At 63.7% G+C, this 14587-nt stretch carries 16 protein-coding genes; 14 read left to right on the top strand and 2 right to left on the bottom strand.

Annotation, left to right across the window (positions count from 1 at the left end; genetic code table 11):
- Positions 1 to 49 precede the first annotated feature (49 nt).
- Positions 50 to 1765: an FAD-dependent oxidoreductase gene (locus ACZ5AC_RS10460; protein ID WP_464247562.1), complete on the bottom strand. Its 1716-nt coding sequence runs from the start codon at positions 1763 to 1765 to the stop codon at positions 50 to 52.
- Positions 1766 to 2248: 483 nt separating this feature from the next.
- Here ACZ5AC_RS10460 and ACZ5AC_RS10455 point away from each other — a divergent pair, with 483 nt between their 5' ends.
- The 13 genes from ACZ5AC_RS10455 (at position 2249) to yjgA (ending at position 13080) form a co-directional block, all read left to right on the top strand.
- Complete coding sequence (locus tag ACZ5AC_RS10455; RefSeq protein ID WP_464247561.1) at positions 2249 to 2707, top strand: RrF2 family transcriptional regulator; 459 nt, start codon at positions 2249 to 2251, stop codon at positions 2705 to 2707.
- A 498-nt stretch (positions 2708 to 3205) separates the two neighbouring features.
- Positions 3206 to 3652, top strand: coding sequence for an RrF2 family transcriptional regulator (locus ACZ5AC_RS10450; RefSeq protein WP_464247560.1), 447 nt, complete (start codon positions 3206 to 3208; stop codon positions 3650 to 3652).
- A gap of 303 nt (positions 3653 to 3955) precedes the next feature.
- Positions 3956 to 4399 (top strand): RrF2 family transcriptional regulator, encoded by a 444-nt coding sequence (locus ACZ5AC_RS10445; RefSeq protein ID WP_464247559.1) that lies wholly within the window; start codon positions 3956 to 3958, stop codon positions 4397 to 4399.
- A gap of 57 nt (positions 4400 to 4456) precedes the next feature.
- Positions 4457 to 5692, top strand: coding sequence for a type III sulfide quinone reductase, selenoprotein subtype (gene sqr, locus ACZ5AC_RS10440; RefSeq protein ID WP_464247558.1), 1236 nt, complete (start codon positions 4457 to 4459; stop codon positions 5690 to 5692).
- Positions 5693 to 5707: 15 nt separating this feature from the next.
- The gene (locus ACZ5AC_RS10435; protein ID WP_464247557.1) at positions 5708 to 6358 is read left to right on the top strand and encodes a helical membrane plugin domain-containing protein; all 651 of its coding nucleotides are present in this window, start codon (positions 5708 to 5710) and stop codon (positions 6356 to 6358) included.
- 47 nt (positions 6359 to 6405) lie between these two features.
- Complete coding sequence (locus ACZ5AC_RS10430; protein WP_464247556.1) at positions 6406 to 6750, top strand: response regulator; 345 nt, start codon at positions 6406 to 6408, stop codon at positions 6748 to 6750.
- A gap of 22 nt (positions 6751 to 6772) precedes the next feature.
- Positions 6773 to 8236 (top strand): ATP-binding protein, encoded by a 1464-nt coding sequence (locus tag ACZ5AC_RS10425; RefSeq protein ID WP_464247555.1) that lies wholly within the window; start codon positions 6773 to 6775, stop codon positions 8234 to 8236.
- A 197-nt stretch (positions 8237 to 8433) separates the two neighbouring features.
- Positions 8434 to 8601 carry a hypothetical protein gene (locus tag ACZ5AC_RS10420; RefSeq protein WP_464247554.1) on the top strand — a complete coding sequence of 56 codons (168 nt, stop codon included), beginning with the start codon at positions 8434 to 8436 and terminating at the stop codon, positions 8599 to 8601.
- Positions 8602 to 8967: 366 nt separating this feature from the next.
- Entirely contained in the window at positions 8968 to 9270 is a 303-nt protein-coding gene (locus tag ACZ5AC_RS10415; protein ID WP_464247553.1) for a hypothetical protein, read from the top strand.
- Positions 9271 to 9278: 8 nt separating this feature from the next.
- Complete coding sequence (locus ACZ5AC_RS10410) at positions 9279 to 9593, top strand: ATP-dependent Clp protease adaptor ClpS (protein WP_464247552.1); 315 nt, start codon at positions 9279 to 9281, stop codon at positions 9591 to 9593.
- Positions 9594 to 11822, top strand: coding sequence for an ATP-dependent Clp protease ATP-binding subunit ClpA (gene clpA, locus ACZ5AC_RS10405; RefSeq protein WP_464247551.1), 2229 nt, complete (start codon positions 9594 to 9596; stop codon positions 11820 to 11822).
- Between the two features lie 4 nt (positions 11823 to 11826).
- Entirely contained in the window at positions 11827 to 12537 is a 711-nt protein-coding gene (aat, locus tag ACZ5AC_RS10400; protein ID WP_464247550.1) for a leucyl/phenylalanyl-tRNA--protein transferase, read from the top strand.
- 21 nt (positions 12538 to 12558) lie between these two features.
- The gene (gene yjgA, locus ACZ5AC_RS10395; RefSeq protein WP_464247549.1) at positions 12559 to 13080 is read left to right on the top strand and encodes a ribosome biogenesis factor YjgA; all 522 of its coding nucleotides are present in this window, start codon (positions 12559 to 12561) and stop codon (positions 13078 to 13080) included.
- On the opposite strand, the gene ACZ5AC_RS10390 is transcribed toward yjgA, so the two are convergent.
- On the bottom strand, positions 13077 to 13556 hold the full coding sequence (locus ACZ5AC_RS10390) for a hypothetical protein (RefSeq protein WP_464247548.1): 480 nt from the start codon (positions 13554 to 13556) through the stop codon (positions 13077 to 13079). The genes yjgA and ACZ5AC_RS10390 overlap by 4 nt on opposite strands.
- A gap of 160 nt (positions 13557 to 13716) precedes the next feature.
- Between ACZ5AC_RS10390 and ACZ5AC_RS10385 the strand changes: the two genes are divergently transcribed.
- Complete coding sequence (locus ACZ5AC_RS10385) at positions 13717 to 14547, top strand: phosphodiester glycosidase family protein (protein WP_464247547.1); 831 nt, start codon at positions 13717 to 13719, stop codon at positions 14545 to 14547.
- The last annotated feature ends 40 nt before the right edge of the window (positions 14548 to 14587 follow it).

The raw sequence follows: 14587 nt of genomic DNA, 5'->3' as shown, positions 1-14587 counted from the left end.
GCATCGTCCGGAATGCAAAAGGCCGGCCCCTTGGGGCCGGCCGCGCGTTCTACTCGTCCTCGCTCGGGTCGAAGCCGAGCTGCTTGATGAACCCCATGCCGCCCTGCAGGTTGACGGGCTCCAGGAACCCGGCGTGACGCAGGATGACCTGGGATTCGTACGAGCGTCCGCCCGTGTTGCACAGCAGGACGATCTTCTTGTCCCTGGGGATCTCGTCCAGACGGTCCTTGATCTGTCCCTGCGGTATGTTCTTCCAGAATTCAGGGTACTTGGTTACGAACGGCTCGGCGTTGCCCCATTCGCGGGTGTCGATGCACAGGAGGTTCTCGTTGACCCGGTTTTCCCACAGCTTGGCGAATTCCAGCGGCTGGATGGGCAGGTTGCGGCCCATGAGAATGTTCTCCGCAGCGTTGGCCGCCGAGTTCAGCACGTCCATGGCCGAGCCGAAGGGCGGGGCGTAGGCCAGTTCCATGTTGGAGACGTCGCGCAGGGTCGGGCGGTACTTGAGGATCGCCGCCATGGCGTCGATGCGGTCCTTGATCGAGTCGCCGTTGTGGCAGACGCCCTGGAGGCCCAGCACCCGGCCCGTGTTGCGCTCGGCCACGATCTCCAGGCTGACCATGTCGCGCTTGGGGTAGAAGTGGGAGTGATCGCTCATCATGACGTGGGTGCTGAAGGCGTCGAAGCCCTCGCGCAGGGCCACGGGCAGGGACAGGCCGGTGCCGGCGAAGCCGTACTCGAAGAGTTTGATGATGTAGGTGCCGATGGCGCCGTCGAAGGTCTCGCGGCCCCCGGCCACGTTGGTGCCGATGATGCGCCCCTGTCGGTTGGCCAGGGAACCCAGCGGGTAGTAGCCGAGCTTGCCCGTGACCATGTTCTCCACAAGCACGCAGTCGCCGCCGGCGTAGATGTCCGGGTCGGAGGTCTGCATGGTCTTGGAGACGATGATCCCGCCGCGCTCGGAGCAGAGCAGGCCTGCCTCACGGGCCAGGGTGTCGTTGGGGATGACGCCCACGGCCAGGATGACCAACTCTGTCTCGATGGTGCGCTTGTTCGTCACCACGCGCGCCACCTTGCCGTCCTCGCCCTCGATGGCCTGGACCATCTCGGAGGTCAGGACAGTGACGCCGTTCTCGGCCAGGTGCTTCTCGGCGATGGTGGCCATGGCCTTGCTCATGAAGCCCGGCATGATCTGGTCGGCGACCTCGACCACGGTGGTCTCGATGCCCCACATGTCGGCGAAGGCCTCGGCCATCTCCAGGCCGATGAACCCGCCGCCGACAACCACGGCCGAGCCCACACCGTGGGCAACCTGCTCCTTGATGCGGATGGCCTCGTCAAGGGTGGCCACGGTGAAGACGTTGCCAAGTTCGCGGCCCGGGATGGGCAGCTTACGCGGCGTGCTGCCCGTGCCAAGGACCAGCTTGTCGTAGGGCAGGGCGGTCTGGGTTCCGTCCTTGCGCTGGACCAGGACCGTCTTGGCCTTGCGGTCGATGGACAGAGCCCTGGTTTCGGTCATGACCTTGAAGTCCTTGCAGTCCTGGAAGAACTGCTCGTCGCGGACCATGTGGAAACTCGTCTCCTGCAACTGCTGGTGGTCGCTGACGTCGCCGGAAACATAGTAGGGGATGCCGCATCCGCCGTAGGAAATGAGTTTGCTGGCGTCGACCATGGTCACGTCGGCGTCGGGGGCCACGCGTTTGATGCGGCAGGCGGCCTTGGGGCCCAGGGCCACTCCGCCGATGACGACAACTTTGAGGGACATGGAAAACTCCTTGGAAAACTGGCAGGTTGAATGAAAATTATGTCATGCGTCAGATGAAAGGCATCGCTAATACATTTTTTTCGGGAGGGGTAGCGGAAATATCTATTTAGATCAGGTTGATCGGAATTAGTCGCTTCGGTTTTCCGGACGGGGCGTCCTGGTTCTTGCCCGAGGTTTTGGCGCTTTCCCTTCCGCAGAAGAGCCCGTCATTGCGGTGTGGACACATATTGAGCTCGAATAATTATGTCTCATATCTTCAGGTACTACTTTCTCAGTAGATCATTGAATGGAAAATAATGTAGTGCTCCTGATTATCAGCCCGTGAAAAGGTGGCTGCATGTGTCACAATGCGACATGTATGCCGTCAGGCCCGGTCTGCAGCATCTGCCCTCTCGCCTTTGTGCGGCCATGGTGGTTGACGTGATAAGATGTTTGAAATAGGCATGATTTTAAACACGTCAACCATTCAGCACAGGCTCCCGAATGAAGATTTCCGCACGCTCCAGATACGCGACCCGCATTCTCATCGATCTGGCCATGAACGAGAAGGACGCCCCGATCCGGACCACCGCCATTGCCGAGCGGACGGGAATTTCCGTGCAGTTCATCGAGCAGATCCTCAAGTCGCTGAAGCAGGCGGAACTGGTTGCCAGCAAACGCGGGGCAATGGGCGGCTACGCCCTCAACCGCCGCCCCGAGGACATCTCCCTCGGCGAGATCATCCGCGTCATGGAGGGTCCTCTGTGCCTGACCGACTGCTGCGATGACGCCGAACTCTGCATCCGTTCCGGCATCTGCATGACCAGGGACGCCTGGCGGCGAGTCAGCGCCATCATGGCCAGCGCCCTGGATTCCCTGAAGCTCTCCGACGTCATCAACGGAGTGCCGCCTTTCTGTCCCAATGCCTCCGACGACGATGAGGATCCCGAAGGCATCTGCTGAACTCCCCCGCATTCTTTTTTCTGCTTTTTCTACAACTCACCGGCATCAGTGGTTCGCGGGAACCCGTTCCGCGCGGCCTTCCTCGATGCCAGGATGCTCCCCCCAGAGCCAGTGCCCGGACCTCCCTTCGAAATTGCTTGAAATCACGGAACATTTCATCACAATGTGATCAGTTCTTGACAGAAAGTCAGGGAAAAGTTTAATTCGGACTCAATTGATCTAAATTGATGTTGTCTGAATAGGCCGGGTGGCCTCCGGAAGATGAGTGGTTAGGCGTGTGTGTTCATCATCAGTCCGCAGCGACATCAAAATGTTTGCATTTGACCTCCCGGCAGGACGTCGTGCCTGCCGGGGAAGTCATCCCCGAAGGCGACTCGTCTTCTGTTTCGTGAATTATTTCACCTGCCCGCGGCATCCCCTGCGGGCCTGACGGTCATGTCCCCGCCGGTCCGGCGAGGCGGGGACGGGTGCGTTCAACATCGAACTGCGGAGAATCTCATGCGAATTTCCACTACGACCCACTATGCGTCCCGCCTCCTGCTGGATCTGGCCTTGAACGCACATCAGGCGCCCATTCCCGCCTCAAGGCTGTCCGGGAATACGGGCATCCCCATCAAGTTCGTGGAGAAGATCATCCGGCCCCTCAAGGCGGCCGGCATGGTCAAGAGCGTGCGCGGCGCCCTGGGCGGCCACTATCTCGGGTGCCGGCCCGAGGAGGTGACCCTGGGCTCGGTCGTGCGCCTCATGGACGGCGGCATCCGCCTCGCCCAGTGCGCGGCCGACGACGTGAACTGCAACAAGTGCCACGATTGCCGGACTCGCGCCGTTTGGCGCGGGGTCACGGAAACGCTGGAACGGGAACTCGACTCCATCACCCTCGCAGACATGATGGGCGAAAGCCGCCCAGGGTGCTGGCACATGCGTTCCACGGGAACCGAAGGCTAGAGGCGGTTTCCGGGCCCCGAACGGTCCCGGCGACCTTGTGAAAAAAAGCGTAAAATACTTCTTGACACGGGCGGCGGTGTCAAAATAATTCAGACCACTTTGATCTAAATTGATTTAATCAAATTAATTTAGATCCGAATTAACGAGTGTGAAACGAACGATCTTCAAGGGCTGAGGACAAGGCGTGTGTGTGACCCTTTTCTCCCTCCTGAAAAGATTTTCGTCAATGCATTCAAATGGCTGTTTGTCGGCTTCCGGCCATGAACCGGCAGGGGCCAACGCGCACGCGGCAGCAGGGCACGCATGAGAATCTCGACCGAAACGCACTACGCCTCCCGCCTCCTTCTCGATCTGGCCCTGCATGCGGAACGGACCCCGCTGTCGGCGGGCGCCCTTGCCGACAGCACGGGAATACCCCTCGCCTGCGTCGAAGACGTCATGGCTTCGCTGCGCGCGGCCGGCCTCGTCTGTTCCGGCGGCGGGGCGGGTTTTCGCCTGGGGTCCCGTCCCGAGGACATTTCCCTGGGGCTGGTGCTGCGAGTCATGGATGACGGCATCCGCCTCAACCATTGCCGAAGTGTCGAGGACCGGTGCCCGGAGTGCCGCAAGTGCAGAACGAAGGATGTCTGGGCGGGCGTGATCGAAGCCATCGAGCGCGAACTTGAGGCCATCACCCTCGCCGATCTGATGGGAACGCCGCAGCCGCTTCCGGATGGTGTTCAAGGCCGAGGCGGCGCGGTGCGCTGAACGGGTCGCGGCCGTTTTGGAACTGGTCGTAATTTCATCACATTTCAGGAGTGTAGAGTGAAAAATCTTGTAATTCTGGGTTCGGGCGCCGCCGGCACCATGGTCGCGGCGAAAATGAGGAAGAAGCTGGCCGAGAACGAATGGAAGATCACGGTCATCGATCGCGACATCAAGCATCACTACCAGCCCGGCTGGCTGTTCGTCCCCTTCGGGATCTACACCCTGGCCGACTGCATCAAGCCCAAGACCGACTTCGTGCCCCGCGGCGTGGACTTCGTCCTGGACGAAATCACCAACATCGACCCCGCGGCCAAGAAGGTCAGCACCAAGAAGGGCTCGTACTCCTACGACTGGCTGGTGGTCAGCACGGGCTGCCGCATCGCCCCCGACGAGATCGACGGCCTGACCGACGACTGGGGCGGCGCCATCCACAACTTCTACACCCCCGACGGAGCCCAGGCCCTGTGCGGCGCCATGCACAACTTCAAGAAGGGCCGCCTGGTGTTCAACATCGCGGAAATGCCCATCAAGTGCCCCGTGGCGCCCCTTGAGTTCGTGTACATGGCCGACTGGTTCTTCGCCAAGCGCGGCCTGCGCCAGAACATCGAGATCGAGCTCGTCACGCCTCTGACCGGCGCCTTCACCAAGTCCGTGGCCAACGCGGTGCTGGGCAAGCTGTGCGAGGAAAAGAACATCAAGATCACGCCCAACTTCGTCATCGACAGCGTCGACGCGGGCGGCAAGACCCTGGCCTCGGTCAACGGCGAGGAGATCCCCTACGACCTGCTCGTCTCCATCCCGCCGAACCTCGGCGCCCAGGTCATCATCGACAGCGAGATCGCCGACCCCATGGGCTACATGAAGACCAACAAGTACACCCTCAAGTCCGAGGAGTACGAGAACGTCTACATCCTGGGCGACGCCACCAACGTGCCCACCTCCAAGGCCGGTTCCGTGGCCCACTTCGAGTGCGACGTGGTCTGCGACAACCTCTTCCGCGAGATTAACGGCGAGGAGCCGTACCCCGAGTTCGACGGCCACTCCAACTGCTTCATCGTCACCGGCTACGACAAGGCCTCCCTCATCGACTTCAACTACGAAGTGGAGCCCCTGCCCGGCATGTACCCCCTGCCCGGCGTCGGCCCCTTCCACCTGCTGGGCGAGTCCAAGATGAACTACTGGGGCAAGCTCATGTTCCGCTGGGTCTACTTCAATCTCATGCTCAAGGGTCACGACCTGCCGCTCGAGCCGCAGATGTACATGGCAGGCAAGAACGACATCCGCAAAAAATAATTTGGAGAACCTCGCATGAGCAATGATGCAGTACTTTTGGAGCGTCTCGACCGGATCGAGCAGAGACTGGAGCGCATGGCAAGCTCGGCCGAGAGCTCTCACGACCTGCACGAGACCCTCGCTCCGATCCTGAAGGGGGCCTTCGTGTCCACGGTGGCCGAATTCAACACCATGGACCACAAGGTCAATCTGGACGACCTCTTCGCCCTGTTCCGCCGGGTGATGTTCAGCGTGCGCGACATCACCTACGTGCTCGAACAGCTGGAGAATATCATCGACCTGTGGCGGACCGTCGAGCCCATGACCAAGCCGCTGTTCCTCTCGTCGGTGGAAGCCTTCGACAGCATGGAGCGCAAGGGCACCTTCGAGAAGCTGTCGGCCCTGGGCGAAATCGGCTCCAAGACGGCCGAGTCGTTCAGCGCGGACCAGATCAGGAACATGGGCGAGACCCTCGTCTTCTTCCTGACGGTGCTCGAACGCATCTCCAACCCCGAAACCCGCGCCGTGCTGGAGAAGCTGGTCGACGCCATGACCGAGGTCGACCTGGCCTCCGTCAAGGGCGTCGGCGTCATCGGCATGGCCAAGGCCATGGGGTCCAAGGACATGCAGAACGGCCTGGGCGTGGCCCTGGAAATGGTCAAGGCCCTCGGAAAAATCAAGGAATAACGGGACCTGCGCCGTGCCTCGGGCACGGCGCACGTTTTGAGGGAAACATGGCAAAGAAGATACTTGTCGTCGAGGACGACGCCGTCGTCGCCTCGTACCTGTCCGATCTGTTCACGGACAACGGCTATACGGCCCTGGTCGCCCGCGACGCGGAGACGGGCCTGGATCTGCTCAGGAGCGAGCGCCCGGATCTCATGACCCTGGACATCGACCTGCCGCGCAGCAGCGGGACCATCCTCTACGCGACCATGCGGCGCGACAGCGAACTGCGCGACATCCCCGTGGTCGTGGTCAGCGGCGTCTCGCCCCGCATCAAGAAGGGCCTGCCGACCCTGTCCAAGCCGGTGGACGCCACCGAGCTTCTGCGGGTCGTGGCCGATGCGCTGAAATAACCCCTATTCGCCCGGCCGCATCGTGAGCAAGGAACATCACGGTATTCTCTGGATAGCCGAAGCGGCGCCGAGCGTCCCCGCCCCGGACGCCCTGCGCGACGAAGGCGTCGACGTGGAGCTTGCGGCCCAGGCCAGCCCCGCCCTCATTCCCGGGCGCGGGTGCATCGTCTTTGATCATCCCTTTTCGGAAACGGCCGAGGTGGCGGAATGCTCCCTCCGCAATCCTGATGTTCCGATCGTCGTTCTCGAAAAGGCCGAAAACAGCGCCCTTCATGCGCAGTATCTCCGCGCGGGCGCGTCCGTGGTTCTCTTCGACCCTCTGGAGCCCGACGTGGTGGCCGCTACGGTGCGGGCTCTGCGCAGATTCCGGCGTACCGTGGGGGGCAGCCCCCTGCAGGCCATGGCCGAGTCGTGCCGCGACCTTCTGGACGCGGCGCCGTGCTTTCTCACCGTGCAGGATCGGGACCTGCGGATCGTGGCGTCCAACGCCAGGTTCCGGGAGGCCTTCGGTCCCGGCCTCGGGCGCTTCTGCCACGAGGCGTACAAGGGCCTCAAGGACCCGTGCGAGGACTGCCCCATCCTCAAGACCTTCGAGACGGGCGTGAGCCATCAGGTCGAGACCGTGGTCACGACCAGGGCCGGCGAGGAGATGAACGTCCTCGTCTGGACCTCTCCCATCCGCGACGACTCCGGCCGCGTCACCCACGTCATGGAAATGGCCACGGACATCACCCGGCTGCGCAAGCTGCAGGACCACGTGACCTCCCTGGGCATGATGCTCGGTTCCATGTCCCACGGCGTGAAGGGGCTGCTCATGTCCCTCGACGCCGGCATCTACAAGGTGGACTCGGGTCTCGCCCGCGGCGACGATGGGCGCCTGCGCGAAGGGTGGGGGCTGGTCAAGGGCAGGATCGGCCACATCCGCAAGATGGTCCTGGACATCCTCTACTATTCGAAGCCCAGGCCCCTGGAGCCGCGCATGGTGGATGTCCGGGAATTCCTGGAGGAGCTCGTGCTGACCGCGGAGCCCAGGGCCCGCGAGCAGCGTGTCGAACTGGCCCTCGACGTCGTCAGGGACTGCGGCGAGTTCGAGGTCGACCGCCACGCCCTGTTCTCGGCCCTGCTCAATTTTCTGGACAACGCCGTGGACGCCTGCCGCATGGCCGAACGGGATGGGGAGGGGCGGGTGGTCGTGAAGGCCGAAAGGGCCGACCGTATCGTGACCATCAGCATCGCCGACAACGGCATCGGCATGGATCAGGCCACCATCGACAAGATGTTCTCCCTTTTCTTTTCCTCCAAAGGGGTTCACGGGACGGGCATCGGCATGTATGTGGCAGATTACATCATCGGGGCCCACAACGGCGATATCGAGGTCGTTTCGGCTCCCAACCGTGGAACCACCTGCATCATCGACCTTCCGGCCGTGTTCGACGGCAATCCTCCAGGCGGGGATTCCGACCTGCCCGGCGACGGTCTTGAATGACGTCGGACAGCTCGAATCTGTTTTAACCTGCTGAAAATATTAGATTTGAAGGGCGGAGAACGAGGTGTGTTTTTAATTCATACTCAAATTATCTAAATTAACTGAGTATGAAATAAAGATCAAGCTTTGCCCCCCTGTTGGGTTTTGTGTAATTTTCCAATTACACACACGCCTAACCCTCAACCACTGGAGGCAGCATGATCACCGCTCATCTTCTCACCCGTCCCGAAACCTGGGACATGTGGCAGTATTCCGAACGCCGTCGGCAGAACCCCGCCAAGAAGGGCGTCGCCGAGTTCGTTTCCGTCAACAAGCCCGAAAACTGGGACATGTGGCAGTATTCCGCCAAGCGCCTGGCCAAATAGTTTTTTCCGCCTGATCACCGTGCGGCCGCCGGCGACGCCGTCGGCCGCACGGACATGCCATTCCTCGTTTGCGAGCCGCCCCGGTGCTGCTGTGCGGGACGTCGGGTGCTTCTGGCGTCACCGTGCCGATGTCGCCGTGACCGGCAAGGCCGGTCCGCGGTGACGTATTTCCTTCCCCGATCCGTCCCCGGTTCGGCGGTCTCCTTCGCACTTGCATTTACCGCGCTCGGCATTAATAGTCCCCAATCGGCGGGGCGGTCTCCGCATTGTGGACGCTCCTCCGCAGAGGGGCGGCCGTGGAAGTCTGCGCAGCGACGCGTCCGGGCGCCGAAGATTAACCGTCAGCGGCAACAACGAGGAGAGGGCATGGCTGAAACCATTGATGATATTTCCATAGACTGGTCCGACGAGGACGGGGTCCAGAAGGTCCGCGAACTGAAGAAGGAAGTGCTGACGCGCGGCGCCTGGGCCACGGTCATGTTCGCCTATCAGGAGGTCGGGCGCGGCGAGGAGGAGTTCGGCCCCGTCAAGTTCCGGGTCGGGCGCTACCAGAAGCGCAACGGGCGTTTTTCGCCCCACTCCAAGTTCAACATTTCCTCGGTCAAGCAGGCAAAGCAGGTCGTTGAAATCCTGCAAGCCTGGATCGACGAGTACGGTGAGGACGAGTAGGCCGCCCCATGACCGAGCCATACGAGTTTCCGGGTTCCGAGCCTGACATCGCTGTCGAGGACCAGTTGCAGGAGCCGCGGCAGTTCAAGGTTTTGTTGCATAACGACGATTATACGTCCATGGACTTCGTCGTGGAGGTGCTTATGAATGTGTTCGGAAAGTCCGAGACCGAGGCTTTCGCCATCATGATGAGCGTCCACGAGAAGGGCATCGGCCTGTGCGGGATATACACGGCCGAGGTGGCTGAGACCAAGGTGCAGATCGTGCATCAGATGGCCAGGGCCAGGTCGTTCCCCCTGCGCTGTACCATGGAAGAGGTGTGAATGCTGAGTAAGGAGTTGGAAAGAATCATCGGGAATGCCGTGCGCGAGGTGAAACTGCGCCAGCACGAGTTTTTGACCCTGGAGCATCTGCTGTACAGCTACACGCTGGATTCGCACGGGCAGCATCTCCTGCAGGGCTGCGGCATCGACGTCGACCGTCTCCGCAGGCAGCTGGTGCAGTTCTTCACGGACCACCTGGACGTGAACCCGCGCCCCGAGCACGAGATCGTGCAGACGGTCAGCGTGCAGCGCGCCATGCAGCGCGCCATCCTGCACATCCAGTCGGCCGGCAAGGCCCAGGTCCAGGCGGGCGACTTCCTGGCGGCCATGCTCGAGGAGGAGGACGCCTTCGCAGTCTATTACCTCAAGGCCCAGGGCCTGACGAAGCTTGGCGTCCTCGAGTACATTTCCCACGAGCTCCCCGACGCGGGCGGGACGGTCGAGGCCGAGCCCAGGGAGGGCGGCAAGCAGAGCGCCCTGGAGAAGTACACCGTGGACCTGGTGGCCAGGGCCATGGAAGGCAAGATCGACCCCCTGGTCGGCCGCGACGAGGAATTGAAGCGCACCCTGCAGGTCCTGGCCCGGCGCAAGAAGAACAACCCCATCTTCGTCGGCGATCCCGGCGTGGGCAAGACCGCCGTGGCCGAGGGCCTGGCCCTCAAGATCGCCCGCGGCGAGGTGCCCGAGCAGTTCGCCCAGACCCGCATCTTCGCCCTGGACATGGGCAGCCTCCTGGCCGGGACCAAGTACCGCGGCGACTTCGAGGCGCGCCTCAAGGGCGTCATCTCCGAACTCAAGGCTATGGACGGCGCCATCCTGTGCATCGACGAGATCCACACCATCGTCGGCGCCGGCTCCACCAGCGGGGGCTCCATGGACGCCTCCAACATCCTCAAGCCTGTGCTGGCCTCGGGCGAGCTGCGCTGCATCGGTTCCACGACCTACGAGGAGTACAAGAACCATTTCGAGAAGGACCGGGCCCTGTCCCGGCGCTTCCAGAAGATCGACATCGTCGAACCCAGCGTGGCCGAGAGCGAGAAGATCCTCATGGGCCTCAAGCCCTATTACGAGGAGTTCCACGGCGTGAAGTACCAGTCCTCGGCCATCGCCGCGGCCGTGGAGCTGTCCGCCCGGCACATCAACGACCGCTGCCTGCCCGACAAAGCCATCGACGTCATCGACGAGGCCGGCGCCATCTTCGTCCTCTCGGGCGAGAAGAACCGCCGCAAGTCCGTGACCCGGCGCGACGTGGAGGAAGTGGTGGCGCGCATGGCCCGCATCCCGAGCTCCCGCGTCACGTCCTCGGACCGCGACCGCCTGGCCAACCTCGAAAAGGACCTGGGCGGCCAGGTCTTCGGCCAGAAGGAGGCCGTGGAGCAGCTGGCCCAGGCCATCAAGCGCTCCCGCGCGGGCCTGGGCAACGCCGAGCGCCCCCTGGGCTCCTTCTTGCTGACGGGCCCCACGGGCGTGGGCAAGACCGAACTGGCCAAGCAGCTGGCGAGCTGCCTCGGCGTGGCCTTCGTGCGCTTCGACATGAGCGAGTACATGGAGAAGCACGCCGTGGCACGGCTCATCGGCGCGCCTCCCGGCTACGTGGGCTTCGAGCAGGGCGGCCTCCTGACCGACGCCATCCGCAAGACCCCGCACTGCGTGCTCCTCCTCGACGAGATCGAGAAGGCGCACATGGACATGTTTTCCATCCTGCTGCAGGTCATGGACCACGCCACCCTGACGGACAACAACGGCCGCAAGTCCGACTTCCGCAACGTGATACTGCTCATGACCTCCAACGCCGGCGCCCGCGAGATGAGCGGCAACGCCATCGGCTTCAAGGCCGGCGTGGAGGAGGATCGCGGCCTGCGCGGTCTGGCCGCCGTGGAGAAGCTCTTCAGCCCCGAGTTCCGCAACCGCCTGGACGCCATCGTCACGTTCCATTCCCTGACCCAGGACATCATGGAGCAGATCGTGGACAAGTTCATGGCCGAGCTGGGCGCCCATCTGGCGGCCAAGAACGTGACCCTGGAACTGACCCCCGAGGCGCGTTCATGGCTGGCCAAGAAGGGCTTCGACCCGGCCTTCGGAGCCCGCCCCCTGGGGCGGCTCATCCAGAAGGAGGTCAAGGACAGGCTGGCCGACCGGATCCTCTTCGGCGAGCTGGCCTCTGGAGGCTCAGTGCACGTGGGCCTCAGGGACGGGAAGGAGCTGGAGTTCACCTTCACGCCCAGATGACCCCATGACCGTCTTCGCCCTGAACGCCCAGCCCGTCTTCCCCGACCCGGCCCACGCCGACGAGGACGGGCTGCTGGCCGTGGGCGGGGACCTCTCGCCCCAGCGCCTGCTCATGGCCTACAGCCAGGGCATCTTCCCCTGGTACAGCGAGAACGCGCCCATCCTGTGGTGGAGCCCGGACCCGCGCCTCATCCTCGAACCTTCGAAGGTCCACGTGCCCCGGCGTTTGGAGCGCATCCTGCGTCAGGGGCGCTTCAGCTTCACCCTGGACACGGCCTTTAAGCGGGTCATCGGCCTCTGCGCCGACACGCCCCGGCGCGGGGCCCACGGGACCTGGATCGTGCCCGAGATGCTGGCCGCCTACTGTCGCCTGCACGAGCTGGGCTTCGCCCACAGCGTCGAGGCCTGGTCCGGCGGCGAACTGGTCGGCGGGCTCTACGGGGTGGCCATGGGCGGGGCCTTCTTCGGGGAATCCATGTTCTACCGCGAGCCCGACGCCTCCAAGGCCGCCCTGGCGACCCTCATGCGGGCCCTGGACCGCGCGGGCTTCACGCTTTTCGACTGTCAGCAGACCACGGCGCACATGCTCCGCTTCGGCGGGTTCGAGGTGCCCAGGGTCGAATTTCTCTCCCGGCTGCGCGCGGCCCTGGAGCTGCCTTTCCTGCGCGGGGCCTGGACCCTGCGCGACGGCGGCCTGGTCTGCGGGCGGCCCTGAACGAACTTTACGGAGTCCAACATGACCGAATTTGTCTATGGAAATGAAGAGGACTGGGAAGGCCGGCCCAGCAAGTCACAGCGCAAGCGCGACATGGTCGCCCTGCAGAAGCTCGGCGAGAGCCTCCTGGAGCTGGCGCCCGAGCAGCTGGATCGCCTGGGCCTGCCCGAGGACCTGGCCGAGGCCGTGCGCTTTTACCACACCCTGAAGGACAAGGAGGCCCGGCGGCGCCAGCTGCAGTTCATCGGCACGGTCATGCGCAAGGTCGACCCGGAGCCCCTGCGCCAGGCCATGGATGAGCTGGACCAGCTCCGGTACCAGCAGGCCGAGGAATTCCATCAGATCGAAGAGTGGCGGGACGCCCTGGTGGGCGGTGACCGGGAGGTGCTGACGGAGCTGGTCGGGCGCTTCGGGCTGGACCCGCAGCAGCTGAGTCGCCTGGCGCGCCTGGCGGCCGCCGAGAAGGAGGCAGGCAAGCCGTCCAAGAACGGACGCGCCCTGTTCCGCCTCCTGCGGCAGGCATTTGAGGGCGAAGCGGATTAGTCCTGGGTGCCGCCCGGGTCCATGGGCTTGTGCTGGCTCAGGTCGTACAGTCCGTGCACGGTGAAGGACAGGGGATAGCCCGGCACGATTTCGAAGCGGATGCGGCCGATGTCCTTGCCCTCGGGCATGGAGCGCAGGGGCAGCAGGCCGCCGGGCAGGGGGAATTCGAGGACGTTGGTGGTGATGCGGGTCAGGCGCTCTGCGTAGCGGCCGGCCAGGTACTCGACGATCCGGTCCATCTCCTCGGCCGTGAAGGACTCCATCAGCACTTCGCGGCTGTTGCCGCGGCCGCCGGCGGCGTCCTCGCGCACGAGTTCGGCCCACGGGTAGCCTCCCTCCTCTGCGGGGTCCCACTGCGGCCGGAAAAGGTGGACCAGGACCTCCTTGCGGCCCTTGAAGGCCCGGATGCAGACGGTGGCGACATGGCCGCGCGGACAGGGCGACGGGAACTGCGGTTCCTTGCGGACTATCTCCATGAGACCTTCCTCCGTGAGCAGGCGTTGGCGTCGATTTTCCTGGCTGTCTAGCACGGTTCGGCACGGGCTTCAATGCCGGCGGAGCGGTTCTGCTTGAAATGATTCCGCTTCTGTGGAATGTATCGGCATCCGGCCACCGTCGCCCAACGGAGTCTCCTGCATGTTCGCCTTTCTCCCTCGCGCCCTCGTCTCCCTCCTGGTGTTCTGCGCCACGGCCTCCGCGCTGCACGCGGAGGAATGGCGGATGCTGGCGCCCGGATTGGAGCTGCGCGAATTCCTGATCCCTGACCAGGTCGGCGACCTGGCGGGGCAGCAGGGCGGCATGGCCGTGCTGCGCATCGACCCGGCCCGCTACGACCTGGCCCTGGGCGCGGCCCTGAAAACGGGACAGATGCGAAGCATGCAGGACTGGGCCAGGCTTTCGGGTTTCGTGGCCGCCATCAACGCGGGGATGTTCCGCTCCGACGACCGCCTGCGCAGCACCGGCTACATGCGCGATTCCGATGTCCTGGTCAGCGACTTCCTGCATCCGGGCTACGGCGCGTTTCTGGCCTTCCAGCCCCGGGAGGCCTCCCTGCCGAGGGTGCGCTGGGTGGACCGCAAGCTCGACCCCGACTGGGAGGCCGTGCTCACGGCTTACGACGGCATCATCCAGAACTACCGCCTCATCAGCCGCGAGCGGGAGAACCTCTGGACCCAGAACGACCGCCGCCACTCGGCCGCGGCCATCGGCATGGACGCGTCGAACCGCGTGCTGTTCATCCACTGCCGGCCGCAGGTGACCCTGCACGAGTTCGCCCAGGCCCTTCTCGACCTGCCCCTGGACCTCATCGGCGCCATGTACGTCGAGGGCGGGGCCGACGCGGCCATGTACGTCGACGTGGCCGGCTATGTCGGGCGCTTCGTCGGCGAATACCAGTCCGACTTCTTTCAAGGCAGCAACCGGAACTTCTGGCCCGCGCCCAACGTGCTGGGCATCCGTCCCAGATAGCCCCTCTCGGCGCCGCGCCCGCAGCGCGGCGTGCAGGTAC

This window comes from Desulfomicrobium aestuarii (assembly GCF_055385525.1).
The sequence above is the reverse complement of the archived record's forward strand: the minus strand, read 5'-3'. Positions and strand labels throughout refer to the sequence as shown.

Excerpts from the sequence above, each read along its gene's own strand:
- ACZ5AC_RS10460 (WP_464247562.1), bottom strand. The coding sequence starts at position 1,765 with ATGTCCCTCAAAGTTGTCGTCATCGGCGGAGTGGCCCTGGGCCCCAAG.
- ACZ5AC_RS10455 (WP_464247561.1), top strand. The coding sequence starts at position 2,249 with ATGAAGATTTCCGCACGCTCCAGATACGCGACCCGCATTCTCATCGAT.
- ACZ5AC_RS10450 (WP_464247560.1), top strand. The coding sequence starts at position 3,206 with ATGCGAATTTCCACTACGACCCACTATGCGTCCCGCCTCCTGCTGGAT.
- ACZ5AC_RS10445 (WP_464247559.1), top strand. The coding sequence starts at position 3,956 with ATGAGAATCTCGACCGAAACGCACTACGCCTCCCGCCTCCTTCTCGAT.
- ACZ5AC_RS10435 (WP_464247557.1), top strand. The coding sequence starts at position 5,708 with ATGAGCAATGATGCAGTACTTTTGGAGCGTCTCGACCGGATCGAGCAG.
- ACZ5AC_RS10430 (WP_464247556.1), top strand. The coding sequence starts at position 6,406 with ATGGCAAAGAAGATACTTGTCGTCGAGGACGACGCCGTCGTCGCCTCG.
- ACZ5AC_RS10420 (WP_464247554.1), top strand. The coding sequence starts at position 8,434 with ATGATCACCGCTCATCTTCTCACCCGTCCCGAAACCTGGGACATGTGG.
- ACZ5AC_RS10415 (WP_464247553.1), top strand. The coding sequence starts at position 8,968 with ATGGCTGAAACCATTGATGATATTTCCATAGACTGGTCCGACGAGGAC.
- ACZ5AC_RS10410 (WP_464247552.1), top strand. The coding sequence starts at position 9,279 with ATGACCGAGCCATACGAGTTTCCGGGTTCCGAGCCTGACATCGCTGTC.
- clpA (WP_464247551.1), top strand. The coding sequence starts at position 9,594 with ATGCTGAGTAAGGAGTTGGAAAGAATCATCGGGAATGCCGTGCGCGAG.
- aat (WP_464247550.1), top strand. The coding sequence starts at position 11,827 with ATGACCGTCTTCGCCCTGAACGCCCAGCCCGTCTTCCCCGACCCGGCC.
- yjgA (WP_464247549.1), top strand. The coding sequence starts at position 12,559 with ATGACCGAATTTGTCTATGGAAATGAAGAGGACTGGGAAGGCCGGCCC.
- ACZ5AC_RS10390 (WP_464247548.1), bottom strand. The coding sequence starts at position 13,556 with ATGGAGATAGTCCGCAAGGAACCGCAGTTCCCGTCGCCCTGTCCGCGC.
- ACZ5AC_RS10385 (WP_464247547.1), top strand. The coding sequence starts at position 13,717 with ATGTTCGCCTTTCTCCCTCGCGCCCTCGTCTCCCTCCTGGTGTTCTGC.